At 72.4% G+C, this 26,126-nt stretch carries 26 protein-coding genes and 1 riboswitch; of the genes, 14 read left to right on the forward strand and 12 right to left on the reverse strand.

The features are described from left to right. The first annotated feature begins 114 nt into the window (after window positions 1–114). Together ACIBVQ_RS02405 and ACIBVQ_RS02410 are read left to right on the forward strand one after the other, a co-directional pair. Window positions 115–1,437, forward strand: a complete 1,323-nt coding sequence (locus ACIBVQ_RS02405; RefSeq protein WP_352008851.1) for an NYN domain-containing protein — start codon at window positions 115–117, stop codon at window positions 1,435–1,437. A gap of 185 nt (window positions 1,438–1,622) precedes the next feature. After that, a complete protein-coding gene (locus ACIBVQ_RS02410) occupies window positions 1,623–2,570 on the forward strand; it encodes an NlpC/P60 family protein (protein WP_352008852.1) in 948 nt (315 codons plus the stop codon). Window positions 2,571–3,027: 457 nt separating this feature from the next. Beyond that, a riboswitch (cyclic di-AMP (ydaO/yuaA leader) is annotated at window positions 3,028–3,186 on the forward strand. Window positions 3,187–3,342: 156 nt separating this feature from the next. Here ACIBVQ_RS02410 and ACIBVQ_RS02415 read toward each other — a convergent pair. Next, the gene (locus ACIBVQ_RS02415) at window positions 3,343–3,597 is read right to left on the reverse strand and encodes a hypothetical protein (RefSeq protein WP_399175830.1); all 255 of its coding nucleotides are present in this window, start codon (window positions 3,595–3,597) and stop codon (window positions 3,343–3,345) included. Here ACIBVQ_RS02415 and ACIBVQ_RS02420 point away from each other — a divergent pair. The 4 genes from ACIBVQ_RS02420 to ACIBVQ_RS02435 all read left to right on the forward strand — a co-directional run bounded on the left by ACIBVQ_RS02420 (window position 3,497) and on the right by ACIBVQ_RS02435 (window position 7,118). Then, window positions 3,497–3,838, forward strand: a complete 342-nt coding sequence (locus ACIBVQ_RS02420; RefSeq protein ID WP_352009453.1) for a C40 family peptidase — start codon at window positions 3,497–3,499, stop codon at window positions 3,836–3,838. The two genes, ACIBVQ_RS02415 and ACIBVQ_RS02420, sit on opposite strands and share 101 nt — an antisense overlap. A 96-nt stretch (window positions 3,839–3,934) precedes the next feature. After that, the gene (locus ACIBVQ_RS02425; protein WP_399175115.1) at window positions 3,935–4,717 is read left to right on the forward strand and encodes a hypothetical protein; all 783 of its coding nucleotides are present in this window, start codon (window positions 3,935–3,937) and stop codon (window positions 4,715–4,717) included. Continuing rightward, a complete protein-coding gene (locus ACIBVQ_RS02430) occupies window positions 4,714–6,003 on the forward strand; it encodes a M48 family metallopeptidase (protein WP_399175117.1) in 1,290 nt (429 codons plus the stop codon). Before ACIBVQ_RS02425 ends, ACIBVQ_RS02430 begins: the two co-directional genes overlap by 4 nt. After that, window positions 6,000–7,118 (forward strand): glycosyltransferase family 4 protein, encoded by a 1,119-nt coding sequence (locus tag ACIBVQ_RS02435; protein ID WP_399175119.1) that lies wholly within the window; start codon window positions 6,000–6,002, stop codon window positions 7,116–7,118. The genes ACIBVQ_RS02430 and ACIBVQ_RS02435 overlap by 4 nt, the downstream gene beginning before the upstream one ends. Before the next feature lie 9 nt (window positions 7,119–7,127). Here the strand turns inward: ACIBVQ_RS02435 and ACIBVQ_RS02440 are convergent, their stop codons facing one another. From ACIBVQ_RS02440 to ACIBVQ_RS02460, 5 genes are all read right to left on the reverse strand, one after another. Continuing rightward, window positions 7,128–8,168, reverse strand: coding sequence for an ABC transporter ATP-binding protein (locus tag ACIBVQ_RS02440; protein ID WP_399175818.1), 1,041 nt, complete (start codon window positions 8,166–8,168; stop codon window positions 7,128–7,130). A 29-nt stretch (window positions 8,169–8,197) separates the two neighbouring features. Continuing rightward, window positions 8,198–9,010: an ABC transporter permease gene (locus ACIBVQ_RS02445; RefSeq protein ID WP_399175121.1), complete on the reverse strand. Its 813-nt coding sequence runs from the start codon at window positions 9,008–9,010 to the stop codon at window positions 8,198–8,200. Window positions 9,011–9,014: 4 nt separating this feature from the next. Continuing rightward, window positions 9,015–9,782, reverse strand: a complete 768-nt coding sequence (gene modA / locus ACIBVQ_RS02450) for a molybdate ABC transporter substrate-binding protein (protein WP_399175123.1) — start codon at window positions 9,780–9,782, stop codon at window positions 9,015–9,017. Between the two features lie 16 nt (window positions 9,783–9,798). Beyond that, complete coding sequence (locus ACIBVQ_RS02455) at window positions 9,799–10,209, reverse strand: helix-turn-helix transcriptional regulator (RefSeq protein ID WP_352008858.1); 411 nt, start codon at window positions 10,207–10,209, stop codon at window positions 9,799–9,801. Between the two features lie 160 nt (window positions 10,210–10,369). Further along, window positions 10,370–12,178 (reverse strand): AMP-dependent synthetase/ligase, encoded by a 1,809-nt coding sequence (locus ACIBVQ_RS02460; RefSeq protein ID WP_399175125.1) that lies wholly within the window; start codon window positions 12,176–12,178, stop codon window positions 10,370–10,372. A 196-nt stretch (window positions 12,179–12,374) separates the two neighbouring features. Between ACIBVQ_RS02460 and ACIBVQ_RS02465 the strand changes: the two genes are divergently transcribed. From ACIBVQ_RS02465 to ACIBVQ_RS02495, 7 genes are all read left to right on the forward strand, one after another. Continuing rightward, window positions 12,375–13,142, forward strand: a complete 768-nt coding sequence (locus tag ACIBVQ_RS02465; protein ID WP_352008860.1) for a metallophosphoesterase — start codon at window positions 12,375–12,377, stop codon at window positions 13,140–13,142. Between the two features lie 43 nt (window positions 13,143–13,185). Beyond that, a complete protein-coding gene (locus ACIBVQ_RS02470; RefSeq protein WP_352008861.1) occupies window positions 13,186–13,623 on the forward strand; it encodes an SRPBCC family protein in 438 nt (145 codons plus the stop codon). Window positions 13,624–13,639: 16 nt separating this feature from the next. Beyond that, complete coding sequence (locus ACIBVQ_RS02475; RefSeq protein WP_352008862.1) at window positions 13,640–14,809, forward strand: TRC40/GET3/ArsA family transport-energizing ATPase; 1,170 nt, start codon at window positions 13,640–13,642, stop codon at window positions 14,807–14,809. Continuing rightward, window positions 14,802–15,257 carry a DUF5304 family protein gene (locus ACIBVQ_RS02480; protein ID WP_352008863.1) on the forward strand — a complete coding sequence of 152 codons (456 nt, stop codon included), beginning with the start codon at window positions 14,802–14,804 and terminating at the stop codon, window positions 15,255–15,257. Before ACIBVQ_RS02475 ends, ACIBVQ_RS02480 begins: the two co-directional genes overlap by 8 nt. A 22-nt stretch (window positions 15,258–15,279) precedes the next feature. Next, window positions 15,280–16,224 (forward strand): ROK family glucokinase, encoded by a 945-nt coding sequence (locus ACIBVQ_RS02485; RefSeq protein WP_352008864.1) that lies wholly within the window; start codon window positions 15,280–15,282, stop codon window positions 16,222–16,224. A 50-nt stretch (window positions 16,225–16,274) separates the two neighbouring features. After that, window positions 16,275–16,946 (forward strand): endonuclease/exonuclease/phosphatase family protein, encoded by a 672-nt coding sequence (locus tag ACIBVQ_RS02490; RefSeq protein ID WP_399175129.1) that lies wholly within the window; start codon window positions 16,275–16,277, stop codon window positions 16,944–16,946. A gap of 125 nt (window positions 16,947–17,071) precedes the next feature. Continuing rightward, complete coding sequence (locus ACIBVQ_RS02495) at window positions 17,072–18,199, forward strand: hypothetical protein (RefSeq protein WP_362910508.1); 1,128 nt, start codon at window positions 17,072–17,074, stop codon at window positions 18,197–18,199. Between the two features lie 60 nt (window positions 18,200–18,259). Here the strand turns inward: ACIBVQ_RS02495 and ACIBVQ_RS02500 are convergent, their stop codons facing one another. After that, complete coding sequence (locus tag ACIBVQ_RS02500) at window positions 18,260–18,727, reverse strand: hypothetical protein (RefSeq protein ID WP_362775318.1); 468 nt, start codon at window positions 18,725–18,727, stop codon at window positions 18,260–18,262. Between the two features lie 46 nt (window positions 18,728–18,773). Then, entirely contained in the window at window positions 18,774–19,538 is a 765-nt protein-coding gene (locus tag ACIBVQ_RS02505; protein ID WP_352008868.1) for an alpha/beta fold hydrolase, read from the reverse strand. Between the two features lie 148 nt (window positions 19,539–19,686). On the opposite strand from ACIBVQ_RS02505, the gene ACIBVQ_RS02510 reads away from it, so the two are divergent. Further along, window positions 19,687–20,400 carry a lysophospholipid acyltransferase family protein gene (locus ACIBVQ_RS02510; RefSeq protein WP_352008869.1) on the forward strand — a complete coding sequence of 238 codons (714 nt, stop codon included), beginning with the start codon at window positions 19,687–19,689 and terminating at the stop codon, window positions 20,398–20,400. A gap of 7 nt (window positions 20,401–20,407) precedes the next feature. Here the strand turns inward: ACIBVQ_RS02510 and mmuM are convergent, their stop codons facing one another. From mmuM to ACIBVQ_RS02530, 4 genes are all read right to left on the reverse strand, one after another. After that, window positions 20,408–21,268 (reverse strand): homocysteine S-methyltransferase, encoded by an 861-nt coding sequence (gene mmuM, locus ACIBVQ_RS02515; RefSeq protein ID WP_352008870.1) that lies wholly within the window; start codon window positions 21,266–21,268, stop codon window positions 20,408–20,410. 63 nt (window positions 21,269–21,331) lie between these two features. Further along, on the reverse strand, window positions 21,332–22,963 hold the full coding sequence (locus tag ACIBVQ_RS02520) for a DUF885 domain-containing protein (RefSeq protein ID WP_352008871.1): 1,632 nt from the start codon (window positions 22,961–22,963) through the stop codon (window positions 21,332–21,334). 141 nt (window positions 22,964–23,104) lie between these two features. Next, window positions 23,105–25,456 carry a VIT domain-containing protein gene (locus tag ACIBVQ_RS02525; protein WP_399175132.1) on the reverse strand — a complete coding sequence of 784 codons (2,352 nt, stop codon included), beginning with the start codon at window positions 25,454–25,456 and terminating at the stop codon, window positions 23,105–23,107. Continuing rightward, the gene (locus ACIBVQ_RS02530) at window positions 25,453–26,082 is read right to left on the reverse strand and encodes a MerR family transcriptional regulator (RefSeq protein ID WP_399175134.1); all 630 of its coding nucleotides are present in this window, start codon (window positions 26,080–26,082) and stop codon (window positions 25,453–25,455) included. The genes ACIBVQ_RS02525 and ACIBVQ_RS02530 overlap by 4 nt, the downstream gene beginning before the upstream one ends. Window positions 26,083–26,126: the final 44 nt, after the last annotated feature.

The following is a 26,126-nucleotide window of genomic DNA, read 5'->3' on the forward strand; positions in this document are numbered from 1 at the left end:
CCGCCGCCGATGTCACGTTCGCCTGGGAAGGGGGGCGGCGGACGTCGGCCAGGTCGGTGCCCGGGTGAGGTAGCCGTACCCTTGACGTGAAGACCGATCCGAGTAGGGGCCGTGATGAGTTCAGCCGGAGAGGGCCTGTCTCGTCCACTGCCCGAGCAGGTCCGCTTACACGTCGTGGAGCTGGCGTCCCAGGTTCTGGGGTCGATGCCGCAGGCAGTGATGCCCGCGCCGCTACGGGGGATCGCCAAGTTCGACCCGAGGAAACGGGCCAGGCTGGGCGGCGCGCCGATCGCCGCCCAGCTGGAGACCGACAAGAAGTTCCGCGAGCTGGTCGCGGAGACACTGGCCGCGAGCTGGCCCGAGCTGGTCGAGAGCCTCGCCGAGGGTGTCGTGCCGCCCGCGGCCGAGCCGGTGCTGGTGGCGGCCGCGGCCTATCTGACCAGGCCACCCGGCTGGGTGGAGATGGTCGAGACCGCCCGCGCCGACCTTGAGCGCTCCGCCGCCGTCGCCGAGGGGTCGGCGCAGGAGCAGACGCTCACCCGGCTGCGCGAGCAGCTGGCCGCGCAGAAGGCCTCGGCCAAGGAGGAGGCCGACCGGCTGCGCGAGCAGCTCAAGGGGTCCAGGTCCGAGATCTCCGACCTGCGCCGCAGGCTGCACGACGCCAGGGAGCGCACCAGGGCCGCCGAGGCGCGGGCCGCCGAGATGGAGGAGGCCGCGCAGGAGGCCAAGGCCGCCGCGACCGCCGCGGGGAGCGCGGGGGAGAGCGAGCTGCGGCGCCTGAGGGAACGGGTGGCCGACGCCGAACGCCAGCTTGAGGCCACGCGAAGGGCCGCCCGTGAGGGCCGCAGCGTGGAGGACACCAAGGTCCGCATGCTGCTCGACGCCCTGCAGGACGCCGCGGCCGGGCTGCGCAGGGAGCTGGCGCTGCCGTCGAGCATCCACCGGCCCGCCGACTCCGTCTCCTCTGTCGCGCCGGGCAGGCACGGGGTCCAGGCGGTGCCCGCGCGGGCCCTGGCCGACGACGACCCCGCCCTGCTCGACCAGTTGCTCGCGCTGCCGCAGATCCATCTGATCGTGGACGGCTACAACGTGACCAAGACCGGATACGGCGCGCTGACCCTGGCCGACCAGCGCAACCGGCTGCTGACCGGACTCGGCGCGCTGTACGCCCAGACCCGCACCGAGCTGACCTGTGTCTTCGACGGCGCCGAGCTGAACGGCCCGGTGCCGGTCTCCGCGCCGCGCGGCGTCCGGGTGATGTTCAGCTCCCCCGGGCAGATCGCCGACGACCTGATCCGCCAGCTCGTGCGGGCCGAGCCCGTCGGACGGGCCGTCGCGGTCGTCTCCTCCGACCGCGAGGTGGCCGAGTCGGTCCGCCGGATGGGCGCCAGGCCCGTTCCCGCGGTGCTGCTCCTGCGCAGGCTCGGACGCGCCTGATCCGTCCTTCCCGGGCCGGGCCGCCTCCTGGCTGACATCTACAGGTAAAGAACAAAACCGCCAAAAAGGTGAGCTGACCCTTACCGGTTCTGTACTATTTCGCCCCAGGTCTTTACGTGGTCTTTGCGTGGGGAGGCGGCGTCGTGGCCGTGGCGGGTGTGCCGGTTGGGTTCGTGCGTGTGCCGATGGCTGCGGGACTGGCCTTGGCCCTGCTCGTGACTCCGATCGGGAGTGCGGCGGCCAAGCCGAAGCCGACGGTCGCGCAGACCAAGCAGAAGCTGGCCAAGCTCAACGAGCAGGCCGACCAGCTCGTCGAGAAGTACAACCAGGCGGGCGAGAAGTGGAAGAGGGCCCGCAAGAAGTACGCGGACCTGAACGCCGACCTGTCGAAGCAGTCCGCGAAGGTCGCCGGGCTCCGCGACGACCTCGTCACCATGGCCGTCACCACCTACCAGGGCGGCGCCATCGGCTGGCCGAACCTCGTCGGTGAGGTCAACCCCAACCTGGTGCTGAGCGGCCTGGCCACGGCCGACCAGATCTCCGCCTCCCGTGCCGAGAGCCTGCACGCCTTCGACGAGGCCAACAAGACGCTGCGTGACAACCGCGACAAGGCCAAGCAGGCCTTGGCCGACGCGGACCAGACGCGCGACGAGCTGGCCGAGGAGAAGGAGAAGGTCGAGAAGATGATCAAAATCCAGACGAAGGTGCTGCGCGACCTCGGCACCTTCAGGCCGGGCGACCCCAACAGCACCGGCATGCAGTACAACGGCTCCGCCTCGGGCAACGCCAGGGCCGCGCTGACCTTCGCCTTCGCCCAGCTCGGCAAGCCCTACCGGTACGGCGGCACCGGCCCGGACAGCTGGGACTGCTCGGGGTTCGTGCAGGCCTCCTGGCGCAGCGGAGGCGTGAGCCTGCCCCGCACCACCTGGGAGCAGTGGAGCTGGGGCGCCAAGCGCAAGGTCTCGCTGAGCGACCTCCAGCCGGGGGACATCCTCTTCAGCCAGGGCCTGGGGCACGTCGGCCTCTACGCGGGCAACGGCAAGATCATCCACGCTCCCCAGACCGGGGACGTCGTCAAGGTCGTCCCCCTCTCCTCCTACGGCGGCCGTCTGCTCGGAGCCGTCCGTCCCTGACCCCCCTTGGTCCCGTCCACGTCCACGGGGCCTCTGGGGGCCGTCTGAGCGCCTTCGCGACCGCGGGCCGTCCGTTCAACGGGCGGCCCGTTTGGCATGCCCGGGATCGCCGGAGTGGTCCTGTTCGACGCCCTTGTAGGTGAAGGGGCGCTTTGGGAAGTCACTGATAAATGTGATTTATGTGACACTTGTTGTGCTTCTCTGGAAGATCATTTCGAATGTGACAAGGGTCATATTTATAAGATCGTGATGCCGCACTATCAGGCCTTTCGTAAACATGAAAACCTTTTTGTGGATCTTCGTATTTGATGGGGTCTTTGCCGGGGCTTGGTGATCGAGGTACCTTCTGGCGGTCGCAGTGAGCAAGCCATGCCACCGCGTCGAATGCCGGTCCTGCGGGCCGGTGTCCGTATAGATATCCAGTCGGCCGCCGTTCCCCGAAGGGATCGGTTCCCATCACGGCGGCCCGCCGAGTTCGTGCAGCCAGGAGGCACGGAGCCGGGGAACCATCGGCCCTTGACATGTGGCCAGGGGTGAATCGACGCGTTTGCCGTCGTAGGGCGTCTTCCCAGCCCGAACCCGTCAGCTAACCCGGTAGGCATCAGTGGAAGTCCCAAGGAGAAATCCTGTCTACCACCCTGCAAAACCCCCGTTTGTCGCGCTTTTTCCGCCTTTACCTGGGCGGATTCGTCCTCACGCTGACCGCCTCAACCGGAGCGGTGGCACTGGGGCCGGCAACAGCACAGGCGACGACGGATACCGCGGTCGCGGTTCAGGTCAGGAGTACGGCGAAGGACACGTCGAAGAGCGCATCGAAGGGCACGTCGGAGGGTACTGCCGCGAACACGGCGAAGGCCCGTGTCAAGCGCACGGCGAAGGCCGCGACGAACCGGGCCGCACGGCAGCGGTCCAGGGCCAGGACGGCCGTGGCGACGGCCAGGAAACAGATCGGCGATCCGTACCGGTGGGGTGCCTCCGGTCCCGGAGCGTTCGACTGCTCGGGCCTGGTCCAGTACGCGTGGCGCAAGGCGGGCGTCTCCCTCCCCCGGGTGACGGGCAGCCAGTACCGCGCGGTCAGGAAGAAGGTCTCGTGGAGCAAGTTGCACCTCGGTGACCTGCTGTTCTTCTACGGCAAGGGCCACGTCGGCATGTACGTCGGCCACGGCAAGATGATCCACTCGCCGAGCAGCGGCAAGTCGGTCAGGATCGTGACGTTGAAGGGGTACTACAGGTCCGCCTTCGCAGGAGCGGTCCGTCCCGGCACCTGACAGCGGCGGACGGCCCCGCCCATCCTCCCGCGGATGGGCGGGGCCGCCGCCTGCCGGGGAACGTTCCGGCCGGGGCGTCGGCTAGCATCGGCTGCCATGTCCGTCCCGAAGGGGCGCCGCGCCGTGCTCGCCGGGATGCTCGCGCTGGCGGGCGCCGGGTTCGGCGGGGCGAGGCCCACGCCGCAGACGGCCCGCGACCTGTGGCCCGGCGCCGCCGAGGTGGTCCGGGGCGAGCGCTCCCTTGTCGTCGGCCACCGTGTCCCGCCCGCCGAACTGCGTGATCTCGCGGCCAGGGCCGACCGCGCCTGCCGTACGATCGCGCGGGTCTGGGGGCCGGTCAGGGCGGTGGTCGTGGTCCCCGCGACCGACGACGAGGCCGCGGAGCTCGCGGGGACGGCGCGGACCGGCGGGCTGGCCGCGCTGGCGACCGCGGACCGGGTGATCGTGGTGCCGACGGGATACGCCAGGCTCAGCGAGACCGGCAGGGACGTGGTGATCACCCACGAGCTGACCCATCTGGCGACCGGCGCCACCAGGGGCGGGCGGGTCCCGATGTGGCTGTCGGAGGGGTTCGCCGACTACGTGGGCTACCGGGACGCGGGGATCGCCGTCAGGACCGTTGCGGCCGAGCTCGCGGCCGAGGTGCGCGCGGGCGTCCTGCCCACGGAGCTTCCCGCCGGGGACGGCTTCGCCCCCGGCGCCCCCAGACTCGCGCAGGCCTACGAGGAGGCCTGGCTCGCGTGCCGGTACGTCGCGGAGCGCTTCGGTGAGAAGGCGCTGGTGAGGCTTTACGGTAGCGATGTCGGCAGCACGCTGGGCCTGTCGCGCGCGGAGTTCACCGCCGCGTGGCGCGACCATCTCCGGAGGGAACTCTCATGACGCGGAGCGTGGAGGAGACACCGGCGCGGGAGCGGGGCGGGGCCAGGGGAGCGGGGATCGCGCTCGCCGTCCTGGGGGCGATCACGCTGGCGGTCGTGGCGTTCACCACGCCGTGGCGGGCGCTGCCCGAGGCGGCGCCGTACGTCGCGCCGGACCCGGCCCGTGACTTCACCCCGGCGCAGATCGCCAGGGCGGAGGCGTTCGACGCCGCGGTGAGCCTGCCGTCCTACCTGTCCCTGGGCCTGACGCTGGTCGTGGCCGGGGTACTGGTCGCCACCCCGCTCGGCGCGCGGCTGCTGGGCCGCCTGCGGGGGCCGTGGTGGCTGCGGGCGCTGCTCGGCGTGCTGGTGATCTCCGCGGCCGTCGCGGTGCTGCGCTGGCCGTTCGGCATGTGGGCGGAGACCTATCTGCGCGAGTACGGCCTGTCCACCCAGACCTGGGCGTCGTGGTCGGCCGACCGGATCAAGAACACCGCGGTCGGCGCCGTGCTGACGGCGATCATGGTGGTCGCCGTGGTCGGGCTGGCCCGCCGCTACCGGCGGTGGTGGCTGCCCGCGGCGATCGGGGCCTTCGCGCTGACCATGCTCGCCTCCTTCGCCTACCCGGTGGTCGTCGAGCCCCTGTTCAACGACTTCAAGCCCATGGCCGCGGGGGAGTTGCGCTCCGGCCTGCTCGACATGGCGGCCAAGGACGGCGTCCCGGTCGAGGACGTGCTCGTGGCCGACGCCTCCCGGCGTACGACCGCGCTCAACGCCTACGTCTCGGGGTTCGGCGCGACCCGCAGGATCGTGGTCTACGACACGCTGCTGCGGGCCCCGGCCGACGAGGTCGAGCTGGTGGTGGCGCACGAGCTCGGCCACGCCAAGGCGGGCGACGTGCTGTACGGCACGCTCGTCGGCGCGCTCGGCGCCGCCTGCGGGGCCTGTCTGCTCTACCTGATCACCTCGGCCGGTCCGGTACGGCGCCGCACCGGCGTCCCCTCGGCCGCCGACCCCAGGGCGGTCGGGCTCCTGATGGGGCTGTTGAGTCTGGCGACCGTGCTGTCGGGCCCGGCGCAGAACGTGATCAGCAGGCACATCGAGGCCCGCGCCGACGCGCACGCGCTCGACCTGACACGGCGGCCCGAGACGTTCACGGCCATGCAGAAGCGGCTCGCGATCACCAACATTTCTGATTTGTCCCCAGATGTCATTGAATATCTGCTCTATGTGTCTCATCCCACGACACCGCAGCGCATCGCCATGGCCCGCTCCTGGGCCCTGCTGAACGGCGCCGGGGAACCGTGACCCGCACACTGATCGTCACCAACGACTTCCCGCCCAGGGCCGGGGGCATCCAGTCGTTCGTGCACGGCCTGGCCGCGGGCCGCCCGCCGGAGACGGTGGTGGTCTACGCCCCGAGCTGGCCGGGGGCCACGGCCTTCGACGCGCGGCAGCCGTACCCGGTCGTGCGTCACCCCACCTCCCTGATGCTGCCCACCCGGCAGGTCGCCCGCAGGGCCGCCCGGCTGGTGGCCGAGTTCAAGTGCGAGACGGTGGTCTTCGGGGCGGCGGCGCCGCTCGGCCTGCTCGCGCCCAGGATGCGCGCGGCCGGGGCGCGGCGGATCGTCATGCTCACCCACGGCCACGAGGCCGCCTGGGCCGCGGTCCCGGCCGTCGGAAGACTGCTGGCCAGGATCGGCGCGCACGCGGACACGGTGACCTACCTGGGGGAGTACACCCGGCGGCGCCTGGCCAGGGTGATCCCCCAGGACCGCCTGGTACGGCTCGCCCCCGGCGTCGACACCGGCCTGTTCCGCCCCGGCGCCGGGGGTGAGGCGGTCCGCGCCGCACTCGGCCTGCGGGGGCGTCCCGTCGTGGTCTGCCTGTCCAGGCTCGTGCCGCGCAAGGGCCAGGACGTCCTGCTGCGGGCCTGGCCCCGGGTGCTCGGCGCGGTTCCCGAGGCGGTCCTGCTGATCGTCGGCGGCGGCCCCTACCGGGGCGCGCTGGAACGCCTGGCCCGGCCCCTGGGCGGCTCGGTCATGATGACCGGCCCGGTCCCGTGGGCGTCGCTGCCCGGCTATCTCGACGCGGGAGACGTCTTCGCCATGCCGTGCCGTACGAGGCTGGGGGGTCTCGACGTGGAGGGGCTCGGCATCGTCTATCTGGAGGCCTCGGCGACCGGGCTGCCCGTGGTCGCGGGCTCCTCAGGCGGCGCCCCGGACGCGGTGCTGGACGGCGAGACGGGCCTGGTCGTCGACGGCTCCCGCCCGGAGGAGGTCGCCGGGGCACTGGTCCGCCTGCTCGGCGACCCGGCGCGGGCCAGGGAGATGGGGGAGCGCGGGCGCGCCTGGACCGAGCGGGAGTGGGACTGGAGCCACGTCACCGGCCGCTTCGCCCATCTGCTCGACGCCGGGCACTGAGCGGCCGGGTCAGGCCGGATAGGCGTGGGTCTCGGTCGCCTTGACCGAGGCCCAGATCGACTGCCCGGGGGCCAGGCCCAGCTCGGCGACCGCGGCGGTGGTGACGTCGGCTGCGACGGGCAGCGGCCCCTCCAGGTGCACGCGGACGCTGTCGCCGTGGCGTTCCACGCCCTCGATCACGGCCCGCCACAGGTTGCGCGGACTCCCGTCGGGGCGGGTCCGGTACAGGGCGACCGCGGAGGGGGCGAACGCGACGAACGCCGGGCCCTCGACGGGTTCGGCCACGCTGAAGCGCACCCCGTCACCGGTGCCGACCGTGACGTGCGAGCCTGTCGCGACGCCGCGGTGGAGGTTGAGGCCGACCAGGCGGGCGACGTAGTCGGTGCGCGGGCGGCGGGCCACCTCGGCCGGGGTGCCCTCCTGCACGACCGTGCCGTCCTCGACGACGACCAGCAGGTCGGCCAGGACCATGGCGTCCAGCGGGTCGTGGGTGACCAGGACGGTCGCGCCGTCGAAGTCGGTCAGGTGGCGGCGCAGCCGGGAGCGGATCTCCAGCCGGGTGTGGGCGTCCAGCGCGGCCAGCGGCTCGTCCAGCAGCAGCAGGCGCGGCTCGGCGGCAAGGGCGCGGGCCAGGGCGACCCGCTGGGCCTGCCCGCCCGACAGGCGCCCCGGCCTGGTCGCCGCGTGCTCCTCAAGGCCGACCCGCCTCAGCCATTCGGCGGCCGTACGGCGTGCCCGCGCCCGGCCTGCTCCCTGGCAGCGCGGTCCGAAGGCGACGTTCTCCAGGGCGGAGAGGTGGGGGAAGAGCAGATAGTCCTGGAAGACCATGCCGACCGGGCGGTGTTCGGCCGGCAGCGTGTGCAGGGGACGCCCGTCCAGGGTGATGTGGCCGTCGTCCATGGGGGTGAGCCCGGCCAGGGCGCGCAGCGCGGTCGTCTTGCCCGCGCCGTTCGGGCCGAGCAGCGCGACGACCTGGCCGGGGGCGACGGTCAGGCCGATGTCGAGGCGGAAGGAGGGCCTGGTGACGACGACGCGGGCCCGCAGGGTCATGGGGCCCTGCGGCCACCGCTCGCGCGGGCTCACGGCGTGCCCGTCCAGCGGTCACGCAGGCAGGCCAGGATGACCACGGAGACGGCCAGCAGGACGAGGCTGAGCACGACGGCCGCCTCGGGCTCGGTCTCCAGCGCCAGATAGACCGCCAACGGCATGGTCTGGGTCCTGCCGGGGAAGTTCCCGGCGAAGGTGATGGTCGCGCCGAACTCGCCGAGCGCGCGGGCCCAGCACAGTACGGCCCCGGCCAGCACGCCGGGGGCGACCAGCGGCAGGGTCACCCGGCGGAAGACGGTCAGCCGGGAGGCGCCCAGCGTGGCCGCGGCCTCCTCAAGACGCGTGTCGGCGGCGCGCAGCGCCCCCTCGACGCTGATGACCAGGAACGGCATGGCGACGAAGGCCTCGGCGACCACGACCCCGGCGGTGGTGAAGGGCAGGCTGACGCCGAGGGTCTCGTCGAGCCACCGGCCGGCCAGGCCGCGCCGTCCCAGCACCAGCAGCAGCGCGACCCCGCCGACCACCGGGGGCAGCACCAGGGGGACGGTGATCAGGGCGCGCAGCAGGCGCCGCCCGGGGAAGGAGACCCGCGCCAGCAGCCAGGCCAGCGGTACGCCGAGCAGCAGGCAGGCGAGCGTGGCCAGGGTCGCGGTCACCAGCGACAGGCGCAGCGCCTGCAGTACCTGGGGCTCGGCCAGCCGCGCGGCCATGGTCGGCCAGGGCGCGCGCAGCAGCAGCCCGGCCAGCGGCAGGACCAGGAAGACGACGCCCAGGAGGGCGGGCAGCAGCAGAAGCCAGGGCGGGCGGCCCCGGCTCCCGTATGTCCTGCTCCGGGAGCGTGTCACGGGATCAGGGGGCCTCGAAGCCCGCCCTGGTCAGCACGTCCCTGCCCCGGGGTGACAGCACCAGGTCGACGAACCTCCTGGCGAGGCCGGGGGCGGGTGCCTTGGTCAGCGTCGCGACGGGGTAGTCGTTGATCGCCTTGCCCGCCTCGGGGAAGCCGATGCCCCTGACCCCGCCCCCGGCGGCGATCACGTCGGTCCTGTAGACCAGGGCGGCGTCCACCTCGCCGAGTTCGACCTTGGTCAGGGTCGCCTTGACGTCCTGCTCCAGGGTGACCGGGGTGACCTTGAGGCCCGCGGCGTCGAGCGCCTTGGCGGCTGCGGCGCCGCACGGCACCTGAACGGCGCACAGGGCGACCTTGACCCCGGGGCCGGTGAGATCCTTCAGGTCGTCGACCTTGGCGGGGTTGTCCACGGGCACGGCGATCTGCAGCGTGTTGCGCACGAACGTGACCGGGGCCGTGGCCAGGGAGGCGTCGGTGACGGTCCTCATCGTGGCGGGACTGGCGGCGGCGAAGACGTCGGCGGGGGCGCCCTGGACGATCTGCTGGGCCAGCGTGGCGCTTGAGCCGAAGTTGAACCGCACCGTGGTGCCCGGGTTCTCGGCCTCGAAGACCTTGCCCAGTTCGGTGAACGTTCCGGTCAGCGACGCCGCGGCGAACACGGTCAGCGTCGTCGCCCCGCCGGAGGAGGTGTCCCGGGAGCCGCAGCCGGACAGGGCCGTCGTGAGCACGAGGGCGAGGGCGAGGACGGGGCGGAAGGTGGTCGGCCGCATGGGCAACGAGGTCTCCTTACTGACCCACCGTGCGAGCGGGATCGGCGATCTCCACGACGACGTTGGTGGACTTGATCACGGCGACCGCCACCACTCCCGCCTCCAGGCCGAGTTCGTCGGCGGCCTGGCGGCTCATCAGCGAAACCACCCGGTACGGCCCGGCGGCGATCTCCACCTGGGCCATCACCGAGTCCTTGATCACCTCGGTCACGATCCCGCGCAGGCGGTTGCGCGCCGAGGAGCGCCCGGAGCCGCCGCCCGTCTCGATCTGCGAGCGGGCGAAGGCGGCCAGGTCGGCCCCCTCGACCGTCCGGTGGCCGTTGCCGTCCCGGCGGGCGGCGAGCCTGCCGGCGTCGATCCACCTGCGGACGGTGTCGGGGCTGACCCCGAGCAGCGTGGCGGCTTCGCTGATCCGAAACGTCGTCACGAACAATCACCATACCTTCGCATATTCCAGGCACAAGAGCCGGGCTCTCTCGCAGGCGCGTGACCAGAGGGCGTCCTGGTGCCGCATCCGCGACGCTCGGGGTGCGGGAATGTGAAAGCCGCGGTGACCTGGCCGGTCACCGCGGCGGAGAGAGGAGCGGTCAGGGGGTGTGCACGGCGCCGCCGTACAGGGCGTCGATCCGGTCGGCGAAGTCACGGGCGACCACGGCGCGCTTGATCTTCATCGAGGGGGTGACGTGCCCGCTCTCCTCGGTGAGGTCGATGTCGAGCACGGTGAACTTCTTGATCTGCTCGGCCTTCGAGACCGCCCTGTTGGCCTCGTCGACGGCCTTCTGCACCTCGGCGTGGATCGCCGGGTCGTGGCTGAGGTCGGCGACGCTCGCCCCCGCCCTGCCGTTGGCCGTCTTCCACCGGTCGAGCGCCTCCGGGTCGAGCGTCACCAGCGCCGCGACGAACGGCCTGCCGTCGCCGACCACCATCGCCTGGCTGACCAGGGGGTGGGCGCGGATGCGGTCCTCCATCGGCCCGGGGGAGACGTTCTTGCCCGCGGCGGTGACGATGATCTCCTTCTTGCGCCCGGTGATGCGCAGGTAGCCGTCCCGGTCGAGCTCGCCGACATCGCCGGTGTGGAACCAGCCGTCGGTGTCGACGACCTCGGCGGTCGCCTTCTCGTCGTTCCAGTAGCCGTTGAAGACGTGGCGGCCCTTGACCAGCACCTCACCGTCGTCGGCGATGCCGATCGTGACGCCGGGGAACGGCTTGCCGACGGTTCCGATCTTGTTGGCGCCCGGCTGGTTGACGGCGGAGGGCGCCGAGGTCTCGGTCAGGCCCCAGCCCTCGTAGACCTCGATGCCGACGCCCCTGAAGAAGTGCGAGAGCCGCTCACCCAGCGCCGAACCGCCGGAGACGGCCGCGGAGAGCCTGCCGCCGGTGGCCGCGCGGAGCTTGCCGTACACCAGCCTGTCGAACAGGGCGCGTCTGAGGTTGAGCCCGAACCCGGCGCCGCCCGCCGACTCGGCGCGGCTCCAGGCGATGGCCGTCGTGGCGGCGGCGTGGAAGATCTTCCCCTTGCCCTCCACGGTGGCCTTCAGCTCGGCGGCGTTGTAGACCTTCTCGAACACCCTGGGCACGCCCAGCAGGAACGTCGGCCTGAAGCCCCGCAGGTCGGGGGCGACGTTCTTCATGTTGGGGGAGTGAGCCAGGACCGTGCCCGTCTCCAGCAGCACGAGCTGGATCATGCGGGCAAAGACGTGCGCGAGCGGCAGGAAGAGCAACGCCGCGCTGTCGGCGGTGAACAGCGGTTCGAGCGGGCCCGCCGCGACGTTCCTCGCGGTGAACAGCAGGTTGTCGTGGGTCAGCGCGCAGCCCTTCGGGCGGCCCGTCGTGCCCGAGGTGTAGACGATGGTCGCCAGGTCGTTCCCGCCGCGCCCGCTCCTGCGCTCCTCGACCGTCCGCTCGTCCACCCCGGCGCCGTCCTCGGCCAGTTTGGCCAGGGCCCCGCCCTCGATGTTCCACACGTGGCCGAGCCCGGGAAGGTCGGTCGTGGCCTCGCGCACCGTCTCCTCGTGCGCGTCCAGCTCGACGAAGACCGCCCGCGCGCCGCTGTCGGAGAGGATCCACCTGACCTGGTCGGCCGAGGAGCTCTCGTAGATCGGCACGCCGACGGCCCCCGCCGTCCAGATCGCGTAGTCGATCACGGTCCACTCGTAGCGGGTCCGCGACATCAGGGCCACCCGGTCACCTGCCTCGACCCCGGCCGCCACCAGCCCCCTGGCCACCGCGAGGACCTGATCGCGGAACTCGCCCGCGGTCACGGCGACCCAGTCGTCGCCGGACTTGCGGCGCAGCGAGACCCTGCCGGGCTCCCGTTCGCCGCGCAGGAAGACCGTGTCGGTCAGGCTGGAGGAGAGGGGGACATCCACGAGCACGGGGACGCTGTACTCACGCACGGGTGACTCCAGAGGACGCGCGGTCGGCGGACGCCTGGAGGTCGTCACGGCGGATTCCTCACCAGGCGTTCCCGGGGGCGGTCTCACGGTATCAGCCCCGCCGGGCGTGACCTCCTGATCGATGTCCGGCCGTCCGTGTCGCGGCGCCCGAGACGGCATCCGGGACGGCGGGGCGCGGGCGACCTAGGATGGCGGAATGCGGGTCCACGTCGTCAGCGATGTACACGGAAGAGCGGACGCCCTGGCCCGCGCGGCGGACGGCGCCGACGCGCTGGTCTGCCTGGGAGACCTGATCCTGTTCGTCGACTACGCCGACCACTCCCAGGGCATCTTCCCCGAGCTGTTCGGCGCCGAGGCGGCGACGAGGCTCGTCGGGCTGCGGACGGCCCGCCGCTTCGACGAGGCCAGACGGATGACGGCCGAGCTGTGGGCCTCGCTCGACGGTGATCCCGCCGACCACATCGAGCGCCTGGTGCGCGGGCAGTACGCCGAGATCTTCGCCGCGATGCCGACGCCCGCCTACATCACCCACGGCAACGTGGACGTGCCGCGTTACTGGCCGGACTACGTCCGGCACGGGCACCACGTGCTCGACGGGCAGAGCGTCGAGATCGGCGGCCTGCGCTTCGGCTTCGTCGGCGGTGGGCTGCGCACGCGGTACCGGACGCCGAACGAGATCGACGACGAGGAGTTCGCGCGCAAGGTCGAGGCGGTCGGCGAGGTGGACGTGCTGTGCTGTCACATCCCCCCGGCCATCCCCGAACTGCTCTACGACGTGGTCGCCCGGCGCTTCGAGCGGGGCAGCGAGGCCACCCTTGAGGCGATCAGGCGCACCCAGCCGCGCTACGCGCTCTTCGGCCACGTCCACCAGCCGCTGGCCGCCCGCACCCGCGTCGGCAGGACCGAGTGCCTCAACGTCGGGCACTTCCGCGGCAGGGGAGTGCCCTTCGCGCTTGAGTGGTGAGCCGGAGATCGTCGCGGAACGGTCGAAAGAGTACGGTGAACCCATGGCTGACCGCACCACCTCGAACATCGTCATCGCCGCAGACCGGCCCACTGTCATGAAGGTGATCGCCGACTTCCCGGCGTATCCCGAGTGGGCGGGACAGGTGAGAACGGCGCGCGTCCTGTCCACCGGGTCCGACGGCCTGCCGGAGACCGTCAGGTTCTCCCTGGACGCTGGGGTGATCAGCGACGAGTACACCCTCGGTTACGTCTGGCACGGGGACGAATCCGTCGATTGGAGTGTCACCGAGACGGGCAGGATGATCTCTGGGCTCACCGGGAGTTACCGCCTGACCGAGACGCGTGGCGGCACCGAGGTGACCTACGAGCTGGCGGTCGATCTCAAGGTTCCGATGATCGGCATGGTCAGGCGTAAGGCGGAGAAGGTCATCATCGACACCGCCCTGAGAGGGTTGAAGAAGCGCGTCGAGGGTTCCTGACCCAGGGGGAGGGTTCGTGACCAGGATCCTGCTGTTCACCGGCAAGGGTGGTGTCGGCAAGACGACCGCGGCGGCGGCGACCGCCGTACGGGCGGCAGGGGAGGGTCTGAAGACGATCGTGGTCTCGACCGACACCGCCCACTCGCTCGCCGACGCGCTCGGCGTCGACGCCAAGGGTGAGCCGGCCGAGGTCGTCCCCGGGCTCTACCTGCACCAGGTGGACACCCAGCGGGCGCTCGAACGCCAGTGGGGCGAGTTGCGCGACTACGCCAGGGGACTGTTCGCCGAACTCGGCCTCGACGAGATCACCGCCGAGGAGATCACGGTGCTGCCCGGCGCCGAGGAGGTCCTCGCCCTGCTGCAGCTGCGTGAGCACGCCCGCGCCGGGGCGTGGGACGTGGTCGTCGTCGACTGCGCGCCGACCGCCGAGACGCTCAGGCTGCTCGCCCTGCCGGAGGCCCTCGACTGGCACGTCAACCGGCTGCTGCCCGCGGGCAGGCGGCTGCTGCGCGCGGTCGCGCCGCTGGTGCGCAGGGTGGCCCAGGTCAGCGTCCCCGACGACCAGGTGATCGGAGCGGGGGAACGGTTCCACCGCGGCCTGCTGGAGGTCCGCGAGCTGCTCACCGGCCCCTCGGCCAGCGTCCGGCTCGTGCTCACCCCCGAGGCGGTCGTGCTCGCCGAGGCCCGCCGTACGCTCACCTCCCTCAGTCTGTACGGCTACCGCGTGGACGCGGTGATCGCCAACCGGGTCTTCCCGGGTGAGGGCGCCGACCCGTGGCGCAGCGGGTGGGTGCGGGCCCAGGCGGCGCGGCTGGCCGAGGTCGCCGAGTCCTTCGCCCCGCTGCCCGTGCACACGGTCCCCTACCTTGAGGCCGAGCCCGTCGGCCCCGCGGCCCTGGCCCGGGTCGCCGAGGCCATGTACGGCCAGGCCGATCCGTTCGCCCCGCCGCAGGGCGATCCGCCGCTGCGGATCACCCCGGAGGGAGAGCTCGTCCTGGCGCTGCCGCTGGCCGACAGGAGCCAGGTGAACGTGGCGCGCAAGGGCGACGAACTGATCGTCGACGCGGGCTTCCACCGCAGGGTTCTGGCGCTGCCCGCGGCCCTGGCGCGCAGAGCCGTACGGGAGGCGGTGCTCCGCGACGGCCTTCTCCGGGTACGGTTCGAGACGGGAGGGCCTGATGACTGAGAAGACCGAGAACACGACGACGGGAACCGGCGCCACGGGCGACGGCAGGGACCCGCTGGGCAACGCGGCCGAGGAGGCGTTCAAACTCTTCGAGACGATCCAGCAGAAGGCGGCCAAAGAGCTGCGCAAGGGCCTGGTCAAGGGCACGATCGGCGGGCTCGGCGGCGCCTTCACCGGTGGTTTCACCGGTGGCGGGAGAAGCCGGGACGTGTGGGAGGAGGCGGTCTCCGAGCACGACGAGTACATCTGCCGGGCCTGCCCCGTCTGCCGGGCGATGGCCGCGCAGCGCGAGGCGGGCGGCGCGGTCGTCGATCACCTGACGCAGGCGGGCAGTGAGCTCTTCGCCGCGTTCAGGTCGGCCGTCGACGGGCTTAACCGGCCCTCGCCGGGGCAGCGGGCGCGTGAGCGTGAGCGGGAGACCCCTGTGGAGCACATCGACCTGGGATGAGTCCGGGGAGAGAGGACGGGTAATGGCGCTGACCATCGGCGTTGACATCGGCGGCACCAAGATCGCGGCGGGCGTCGTGGACGAGGACGGCCGCATCGTCGAGCATCTCCTGCGGCCGACCCCGGCCACCGACCCCGAACGGGTCGCGGAGAGCATCGCCGAGGTGGTCGGGGAGCTGGCCGAGGGCCGGGAGGTCGAGGCCGTCGGGCTCGGCGCCGCGGGTTTCGTCGACGAGACGCGCTCCCTGGTGCGTTTCGCGCCCAACCTGGCCTGGCGCGAGGAGCCGCTGCAGAAGAAGGTCTCCGCCCTGGTCGGCCTGCCCGTCGTGGTGGAGAACGACGCCAACGCCATGGCGTGGGGCGAGGCGAGGTTCGGCGCGGGACGCGGCGAGAGCCATCTGGTGTGCGTCACGGTCGGCACCGGCATCGGCGGCGGCATCGTCTTCGACGGCGCGCTCTTCCGCGGCCGCTGGGGCATGGGAGCCGAGCTGGGCCACATGCAGGTCGTCCCCGAGGGCCGTCTGTGCGGCTGCGGCAACCTCGGCTGCTGGGAGCAGTACGCCAGCGGCAACGCCCTGGTCGCCGAGGCCAGGCTGATCGCCGGCGCCGATCCCGGCCGCGCCGCCACGCTGCTCGAACTCGCGGGCGGGACGCCGGAGCTGATCGAGGGCAGGTTCGTGACCGAGGCGGCCAGGAGGGGCGACGACGCCGCGCTCGCCGCCTTCTCCTCGATGGCCGACTGGCTGGCCCAGGGATTGTGCGACCTGACCGCGATCCTCGACCCCGGCTGCTTCGTCCTGGGCGGGGGCGTCTCGACCGCCGCCGACCTGTGGATCGACCGGGTCAGGGAGGCGTTCGCCGCCAACGTGACCGGCCGGGGGCACCGCCCGATCGCCGAGATCCGCCTGGCGGAGCTCGGCGCCTCCGCCGGGCTGGTCGGAGCCGCGGACCTGGCCAGGATCCGCTGAGGGAGCCGCCGACGGCGCCGCTCAGGATCGCCACCTACAACGTCCGTTCGATGAAGGACGACCAGGCCGCGCTCGGGCGGGTGATCACCGCCCTGCGCGCCGACGTGCTGTGCGTGCAGGAGGCGCCGAGGTTCTGGCGCTGGCGCCGCAGACGTGGGCGGCTGGCCGCCTCGGGAGGCATGTCCGTGGTCGCGGGCCGCCGCCTGGGCGGGGTGGCGGTGCTGACGGGCCCCGCCGTACGGCCGCTGCACGGGCGGGGGCGGCTGCTGCGGTTCTTTCCCGGCCTCGAACAGCGCGCGATCGCGATGGCCGTCGTGGAGTACGGCGGGCACCGGGTCGCGGTCGGCTCGGTCCACCTCGACCTCGACCCGGCCGCGAGGGCCCACCACGCGGGCCAGGCGCTCTCCATGCTCGGGGAGGTCGCCGAGCGCTTCGGCGCGCTGCCCGTGCTGGCCGGGGACGTCAACGAGGAGGCGGGGGAGCCGGCCTGGCGGCTCATCACGGAACGGCTGACCGACTGTTACCCGCTCGCGCCGCGCGGCGACGGCCTCACCTTCCCCTCGCGGGCGCCGCGCGTGCGCATCGACGCGGTCTTCGCGGCGCCCGGGGCGCGGGTGGTCTCCTGCGGTGTGGCCGGGGCCGATCCCGGTGACCTGCGGCTGGCGACCGACCACCTGCCGGTGCTCGCGGAGCTGTCGTTCTCCGGCGAGAGACCCGGCTGAGGGGCGCGACGGGGCGCCGAGATCGGGAAAGGACGGGGCCGGGGCCTCTCCCCGAGATCTCCGTCGGGAGGGCAACTACAGCGGGCACGCACACGGGCCGTGCCGGGCGCCGTACCATTTGGGGCATGACCCGTCGCCTTCCGCGGCGTGCGCTGGCGCTGTGCGCGGGAGGACTGCTCCTGACGGCCTCTCTGTCGCCGCCCGCCCACGCCGACCCCCGTCCCGCCTCCGTCGCGGAGGCGTGGCAGGCGCCGACGAGCGCGCGGCTGAGCAGCGACGGATCGCTGTCCGACGTCGCGGGCGTCTCGGCCTCCGACATCTGGGCGGTCGGCCAGGAGAGCGTGTGGGACATCTGGCAGAGCCGCGGCGCGCTCACCCACTGGAACGGCAGCACCTGGACCGAGGTCGGCATCCGCAACGATCCGACGGGCGCGGGGCTGTTGCGTTCGGTGGCCGCCGCGCCCGGCCAGGTGTGGGCGGTCGGTGAGGGCCACGACGGCCTGCCGTACCTCGCCTCGGGCAGCGGGACCACCTTCGACCGGGTGGTCGTCGACAAGCTGCACGTCGGCGACTGGCTCGCCGGGGTCGCCGCGCTCCCCGGCCGGATGGCCGCGGTCGGCCGCCGGGGCGAGCAGCCGCTGGTCCTCACCCAGACCGGCACGAAGTGGAAGCTCACCCAGATCAAGGGCAGGGGCACCCTGTACGGCGTCGCGCTGTCCGGCAAGGGCGACGGGCTGGCGGTCGGCGACACCGGCACGGGGCCGCTGGTCGTCCGGCTGTCGGGGAACCGCTGGAAGCAGGTCTCCGTCCCGGCGGTGCCCGGCGGCTACCTGCGGGATGTCTACTTCGACTCGCCGAAGCGGGCGCTGGCCGTCGGCGGCGTCTACCTGAGGTCGGGCGGGGTCGGCCCGCTGATCCTGTCGTGGAACGGCAAACGCTGGTCGAGGGTGAAGGCCCCCGGCGACGACGTGCGCCTGTACGGCGTGACCGGCGACAGGAAGGGCCGTTTCTGGATCTCCGGTGTGGACATGGAGCGCCCGGGAGAGGCGTTCCTGCTCACCTACGACGGTCACAGGGTCAAGACGGTGCGCGGCGCGGACGGCGCGGCCCCCAGGACGATCAGGCTGCAGTCGGTGACCTACCTGACGGCCACCGGGACGGTGTGGACCGTCGGCCACGTGGTCGACGCCTCGGGCCGCTACACAGACGTGGTCGAGCGGTTCGGCGCGGCCGGGCGGCCGGTCGAGCCCTGAGGCCCGCCCCGGCTGCCGGGGCGCGCGGGATCGGAGCCGGGCCGTTGCGTCGGCCCGTCCTCAGACGACGGCGCCGTCGTCCCAGCCGTCGGTCGGCGGGCCGTCGCCCATCCGCACGACCAGCGCCACGAAGCCGCCGATGAAGGCCGCCACGGCGGTGAACAGCATCCACCCCTGCAGCCGCCAGCTCAGCGCCGCGCTCAGCAGCAGGTAGGCGGGGCCGCCGAACAGGGCCAGCCACGCGAGCTTGGTCGCGGTGTCGGTCTTGGGCAGCGGAGGCGGTGGCGGAGGGACGTAGTGCCCCTCGTCGTCCTCGGTCTCCGCCTCGCCGCCCCGGCCGAGGCCCGCGAACTCCTCGGGCAGCGGCTGGCGCGCCTCCTCCGGCGGTTTGACGACCCTCCTGGGAGGGCCGGCGGGGAGGTTCTCGCTGTCCGGCCACGGCTGATCGGCCGAGTCCAGCTCGGAGGTGTCGTTGAAGGAGGCGACGATCTGACGCCAGACCTCGTCCTCATCGCTCTGGGGTGTCACTTAGCTGGCCCGTCCCTCCCGGAGACCACGCATGCCCCGCCTGCCTTCACTCTCCCTGCAAGGGTACAGAGGCGTTCGCGTTGATGAACTCCAGGCTCCCCGCAAAGATCCGGTCCGCGTCGTTGTCGAGGGTGGCGACGTGGTAACTGTCGTTGAGTTCCACAACATCAAGGTTCCCCCCGGTTAGCTTTTCACGCAAAATGCGCAAACTAGTTGGTTTCACCACATGGTCCTGCGGGCTGTGAAAAGCCAGTACCGGTTGGGTGACCTTGTGCAGTTCCGACTGGGTCAGCGCCCACAGCCGGGGGAGGGTGGCGGCGGCCTTGACCGGGGTACGGCTGTAGCCCAGTTCCCTCGCCCCCTCCTTCTTGATGTCCCCGGCCACGCCCCGCACCGAGGAGACGAACAGCCCGAGCAGCGGCGCCAGGGCGAGCATGGGGACGTCGTTGGCGATCGACGGGTTGACGACCACGACCCCCCTGATGCCCGTGCCGTGCACCTCGGCCAGCCGCAGCGCCATGCAGCCGCCCAGGGAGAGCCCGGCGGTGAAGACCTCGTCACAGTGGCCGCGTAGGCCCGCCAGCGCCCTGTCCAGCTCGGCGTACCAGTCTTCCCAGCGGGTGTGGCTCATCTCCTGCCAGGTGGTGCCGTGGCCGGGCAGCCGGGGAAGCTCGACGCTCAGGCCCGCGGCGGCCAGGTGCTCCGCCCAGGGACGCAGCGACTGCGGCGACCCGGTGAATCCGTGACAGAGCAGAACCCCGACCCGTCCCCCTCTGTGGTGGTACGGCTCCGCGCCGGGCATGACTGGCATCGCAGCTCCTTGTAAGGTTCGCCCGATCGTCGCACGACTGGGGCGTGTTTTGCGAGAGGTCGATATGTGTGGTTTGGCGATGTAGGTGGTCCGTCCGGGAGGTGGGAGGATTGCTCCAGGTCCCACATGCCGACCGAAGGAGCCTCGCGTGTTCTACTGGGTGGTGAAGGCCATCCTCTGGCCCTTCCTCCATTTCATCTTCCGCCCGTGGGCGGAGGGGGTGGACAACGTGCCGAGAGAGGGCCCGGTGATCCTGGCCGGCAACCACCTGTCGTTCGCCGACCACTTCTTCGGGGCGCTGTTCCTGCCCAGAAAGGTCATCTCCCTCGGCAAGTCCGACTACTTCACCGGACGCGGGATCAAGGGCGTGCTCAGCCGGGCCTTCTTCAGCGGCGTCGGCACCGTCCCGATCGACCGCTCCGGCGGGAAGGCCAGCGAGGCGGCGCTGCGCACCGGCAAGCGCATCCTGACCGAGGGGCAGGTCCTGGCCATCTACCCCGAGGGGACCCGCTCGCACGACGGGCGCCTCTACAAGGGCAAGACCGGCGTGGCCAGGCTGGCGCTTGAGTCGCGTGTCCCGGTCATCCCGTGGGCGATGGTCAACACCTTCGAGATGATGCCGCCGGGGCGCCCCCTGCCCAGGCTCGGCATCCGCCCCGGCGTGAAGTTCGGCAAGCCGCTCGACTTCTCCCGTTACTACGGGATGGAGGAGGACCGCCTGGTCCTGCGCGCCGTCACCGACGAGATCATGTACGCCCTGATGGAGCTGTCCGGCCAGGAGTACGTCGACAAGTACGCAGCGAGCGCCAAGGTCGAGGCCGCCCGTGCCGCCAGGGAGGCGGCCAAGGGAGGCCGGGGCTGAGCGCCGCTCAGTCAGGCAGACGCTCACGGATCCGGCGGATGTGCTCGGGCGTCGTACGGCAGCAGCCCCCCACGAAGGAGGCACCGGCCGCGTGCCACTCCGCGGCGGCGGCGCCGTACTCGGCGGGGTCGGCCAGGCCCTCCCAGCGGTGCTCCGCGGCGTTCCAGGTCTCACCGGAGTTGGGGTAGACCACCACGGGCACGTCCGTGACCTCCTTGATGAGGGAGGGGACGTGGCTCGGCGCGACACAGTTGACGCCGGCCGCGACCACCCCCGGGTGACCGGCGAACAGCGCGGCGGCCTGGCGCAGCGGGGTGCCGTCACTGATGTGACCGCCGTCGCGGCAGGAGAAGCTCACCCACACCCGGGTCTGCGGCGTCTCGTCGAGCAGCCGCCGCAGCGCCCGTGCCTCGGCCAGGGACGGGATGGTCTCGCAGGCCAGCAGGTCCGCCCCGGAGCCCGCCAGGATGTGCCAGCGGTCCCGGTGCCAGGCGAACAGGCCGTCCTCGTCGAGGTCGTAGTCGCCGGTGTACTCGGCGCCGTTGGCCAGGGCCGCGCCGTAGGGGCCGACGCTGGCGGCGACCGCGCCCCGGCCGGTCGCGTCCCTGGCCTCGGTCGCGAGCCGTACCGAGAGCAGGATCAGCCGCTCGGCCTGGACGGCGCTCAGCCCGCGCCGGACGAAGGCGGGAACGCTCGCCTGGTAACTGGCGGTGGTGGCGACGTCGGCCCCGGCGGCGAAGTAGTCGAGGTGCGCCTGACGGATCACCGAGGGGTTCTCGATCAGGAGCTTCGCCGACCAGAGCTCGTCGCGCAGGTCCGCGCCGAGCGCTTCGAGATGTGTGGCCAGCCCGCCGTCGAGAACCGTCATTCCATCACTTTATGGGTGTAACGGGTGGCCGGGGAGGACGCCCCCTCCCCGGCCACCCGGCGCTCAGCCGATCCGGCGCAGGGCCTCGGCCAGGCTGGACAGGCCGACCGGGCCGAGTTCAAGGGCGGAGGTGTGCCAGCGGCGCAGGTCGAAGGCGGCGCCCAGGCGCGTCCTGGCCTCCTGCCTGGCGGCCAGCCAGGCCCGCTCCCCGAGCTTGTAGGAGATCGCCTGGCCGGGCCAGCCGAAGTAGCGGACGATCTCGGCGTGGATGCGGTGCGGTTCACACCTGCCCCGCTCGCCCAGCACCTCGCAGGCCTTGGCGAAGGTCCACCGCGACCCGTCGGGCAGCGGCAGGTCCAGATGGACGCCGATGTCCACGACGACCCTGGCCGCCCGGAGCGCCGACCCGGCGAGCATGCCGAGGCGGGTGCCCGGCTCGGTGAACCAGCCCAGCTCGTCGGCCAGCCGTTCGGCGTACAGCGCCCAGCCCTCCCCGTGCCCGCTCACCCAGGAGTTCCTGCCGAAGCGGGACAGGCTCTCCCCGGCCACCTTGGTCGCGCCGAACTGCAGATGGTGCCCGGGAACGCCCTCGTGGAAGACCGTGGTCAGCTCCGGCCAGGTCTCGAACCGGTTCCTGTCCTCACTGACCGGCCACCACGTACGGCCCGGCCGCGACAGGTCCTCACTCGGCGAGGTGTAGTAGGGCGCCCCGGAGGAGGAGCCGACGGCCAGCGTGACGTCCACCCGGCGCAGCGGCTCGGCGATGTCGAAGTGGGTGCCGTGCAGCCTCTCGACCGCCCTGTCGTGGCGTTCCTGAAGCCAGTCGCGGTAGGCGTCGCGGCCCACGACGTACTGGGTGTCGTTGAGGATCTCCGTCGCCTCCTCGACCGAGGCGCCCGCCTTGACCCGGTCGGCCTCGACGGCGAGCTCGGTCTCGATGCGTTCGAGCTCGGCCCAGCCCCACTCGTAGGCGTCCACCAGGTCGATGTCGGCGCCCAGGCTGATCCTCGCGGCCGCCGCGTAGCGCTCCGCGCCCACCGCGTCGGCCTCCTCGGCCATGGGCGCGTAGTCGTCACGCAGGTAGCGGGCGATCCGGGCGTAGGCGGCGTGGGCGGCGGCGACCCCCCTGGCCAGATCCTGCCGCACCGGCCCGTCGCCGTACCGGGCGAGCAGCGGATTGTGGGTGCCGCCGTCGGCCAGCAGCCGGGCCTGGGTCGCCGACTCCAGAGCCTGGCGGCGGGCCGCCCGCAGTCCCCTGGACAGGCCGGTCTCCAGGCTCGTCCGCCAGCCGTCCAGCATCTCGGGCATCGCCGCCAGCCTGGCCGCCACGTCACGCCACTCGTCGTCGGTGCCGTTCGGCAGGAGGTCCACGCTGTCACGCAGGTCGTTGACGAGCCCGAAAGGCGCCTGCACCGCGCGCAGCGGCTCGCCGAGTTCGTGCCAGGCGCGTTCGGCCTCAAGACGTTCCCGCAGATGGGCGGCCGCCCGCACATCCGCCTCACCCTGGGGGCGCAGGGTGGCGAGCCTGGTCAATGTCTCGCTGATCAGGGCGGCCCGCGCGGCGTGGCCGTCCGGGCCGTAGTCCGACGCGGCGGCGAACTCGACGGCGATGCCCGCCGCTCCGGCGGCGACCGGGTCGAGCGCCGCCGAACGCGAAACATATTCATCACAAAGAGAGAAAATGGGACTGGTCACGCGGGAACTTTAACCAACCTGACCTGCGGCTAATCGCCTGTCGCATAACGTCCTGACCCTTATAAGAGGAAGCTATCCCCTGTGGTGGCGGCGCGTTATACCCTCCATATGAAATAGGTTATATCTCCTAAGAAATGGCCGTTATCGCCTCCAGAAAGAGCGGCGTTTTCCGGTACGGCCCAGCTCCTCCAGCCCTTCGAGGGTCTCGCGCCACAGGTCCTCCACGTCCCCGCCCGCCCGGAGCCGTGCGACCAGGGCCTCAAGCCCGGCGTGACCGCCCAGGGAGACCGCCAGGGCGGCGAGCCTGCCCGCCAGGTCCTCCAGATGACGCAGCCGGTCGGCGGCGGGCAGGGACGCCGCCTCCCGCAGCCCGCGCAGCTCCCCGGCGAGCAGCTCACCGAGCGGCGCGGGTGCGGGAGGAGCCACCGGGGCGGGGCCGGCGAGCCGGGGGCGGGGGCCGGGTGCGGCGACACGTGGAGCAACGGAGCGCGGAGCGGCGGCGCCCGGCGCGGGAGGCGGGACGGGGGCGCCCCCGAAGCTCGCCGCCGCGAACCCGGGCGCGGCGCTCATGGGGGCGGCCATCCCGGTCAGCGACATCGGCGCCGCCGCCGGGGGAAGCGGCCGCTCCCACCCGCTGGGCGGCTCGACCGGCTGGATCACCCGGTGCCCGGGGCCGCCCTCGGCCACCACCCGGCTGTCGACCGCGACGAACGCGGTGAACCGGCAGAGCACGCCGTACCTCAGGGAGACCGCGACGATCTCCTCCTCCAGGGAGTGGTCCCCGGCGGCGTAGCGGTCCTCAAGCGCCCGCAGGCGCTCCCGCGCCCAGATCGCCCGGGTCGCCCCGGTGGCCGGGCCGTCCGCCACGCTCCCCGCGACCCGCCGCCGCCAGGCGTTCCCGGCGGCGTCGGTCCCCCGTACGGCCAGCGAACCCTCGGCGGCGCCCCGGTAACGTCCCCTGACGACGAGCGGGACCCCCGGGTAGAGCGAGTCGAGACGGCTGACGCCGTCCGGGAGCAGGCCGAGCCCGTCGGCCTCCAGGGACAGGCCGGTGACCACAGGAGAGCCGATCCTGCGGTGGATGTGCTCCATGGCCTCGTCGAGCCTGTCCTCCGACTCGACCAGCTCGCACCGGCCTGCGCCGATCCCGGCCAGCCTGCTCAGGAACCCGGCGTTGACCGCTCTGTCGATGCCGACCGTGTGCACCCGCGTCCCGGCCAGGCGGGGGGCGAGCCGTTCCAGGATCTGGTCCTCGTTGCCGACCTGGCCGTCGGTGACGAGCACCAGGACACGGTCTCTCCCGCCTCTCCCGCCGGAGGCGAGCAGACCGGCCGCCCGTTCGAGGGGGGCCAGCATCTCGGTGCCGCCCCGCGCCTCAAGACGCGCCAGGTGCTCGACCGCGCGGTAGCGGTTGCGGTCGCTCGCCTCGGACAATCCCTCGCCGAGTCCCTCGGGACCCTCGACGACGGTGTCGAAGGACAGCACCGCGAACCGGTCACCGGTGGTGAGCGTGTCGACGATGCGGGCCGCCGCGCGCCGGGCCGCGACCATCTTCCAGCCGGTCATGCTGCCCGAGCGGTCCAGCACCAGCACGACGTCCTTCGCCCTGTCCGTGACCTGGGCCGGGCCCGGCACGACGGTCAGGGTGAACGTGCCCTCCCCGGAACCGTCCTCGGGGTCTTTCCCGGGGTCGGGGACCAGGGCCAGCGAGGTCGAGGCGTCGAAGGCCAGGCGCAGGACGAAGTCGCGGTCGAGACGCTCGCCGGGGCGCAGCCGTACGGTGTTCCCCTCCTCCTGGACCACGTGCAGGCTGGAGCGGATCTCGCGCAGGTCGAGACCGGCGGGGTCGATGGAGACGGCCAGCGACAGGCGGACCGGGTCGGGGAATCCGGGCAGCAGCACCGGGGGTGTGATCCGGGAGGCGTCGGGCACCGCGTCGGTGTCGCACGCCCAGCCGTCACCCGCCCGTTCACCGTCCAGCGGGACGCCGGGGACGTAACGGGGAGCGACGACCAGCGGGAAGCGGAAGGTCGCCGCGCCGTCCTCGTAGGGGAGCGGCTGGTCGAGCCCGAGGCGTACGGTGACCCGCTCGCCGGGCACGATGTTGCCGACCCTGATGGTGAAGACGTCGGGCCGGTCCTCCTCGGCGATCGCGGCCCGCCTGCCCTCGGCGACGGCCTGGTCGTAGTCGGCCCTGGCCTGGCCGCGCTCCTTCAGGACGCCCTCGACGACCCGGCCGTCGGCCTCCATCGTGAAGGAGGTGACGGCGGCGCGGTCGGGCAGCGGGAAGACGTAGGTCGCCTCAAGTGCCACCTCGTGCGGGTTGCGGAAGGTCTGGACGACCTCGACCCCCGCGGCGAGGCCGCAGACGCCCGCGGTCACCTCGACGCTCTCCAGCGGCAGGTTGCCCCGGTCGGTGACGAGGGCCCCGAGACCGGCGCCGGGGACCGGCTCGCACTCCTCGGGGCGTAGCGCCGTGATCTCGGTGATCATGGTTGGTTCCCTCCGTGATCGGGGTTGTCGGGTTTGCCGGGGATGCCGGGGACGCCGGGGACAAGGCCGTGCTCGCGCAGCACCGCCAGGAGCGTCTCCGCGGCGGCGCCGATGTCGGCGAGCGCGCCGGGGGAGAGGGGATGTCCGCCGTCGAGCAGCAGCGTCACCCCGGCGGCCAGCCGTACGCCGTTGACCTGGGCGGGGACGGGCCGCGCCCGCGGCCGGGGGGCGGATGTCCTGGGTGGTTCGGCCCAGAACCTCGGGCGCGCGCCTCCGCCGCCCGCAGGGCCCGCAGGAGGGCCCGGAGAGCTCGGAGAGGCCGGCGGGGGGAGGTCGGCGACGGCCTCAAGGGTCTGGTCGCTCGCCCCGGCCAGCTCGGCCTGGATCTCGGCGATGGTCAGCCCCTCGGCCTGACGGCGTTTGACGGCGACGAGCTGGAGCAGGTGACGCCTGCCGTACAGGGCCACGCGGCCCCGGCGGGACGCGGGCGGGTCGAGCAGGCCGATCGTGGCGTACCACCGGATGAGGCGTTCGTTGGGCACGTCCCTGACCCGCCCGTTGAGCTGGGCGGTCGGGGACAACGCGGCGGAGGCCCGCTCCGCCAGCTCACCGATGGTCCATTCCATATGACGATAGTGACACTGTCGCAATGACAGTGTCAACATAAGGG

It is taken from the genome of Streptosporangium sp. NPDC049376 (assembly GCF_044466505.1).
Taxonomy (GTDB): Bacteria; Actinomycetota; Actinomycetes; order Streptosporangiales; family Streptosporangiaceae; genus Streptosporangium.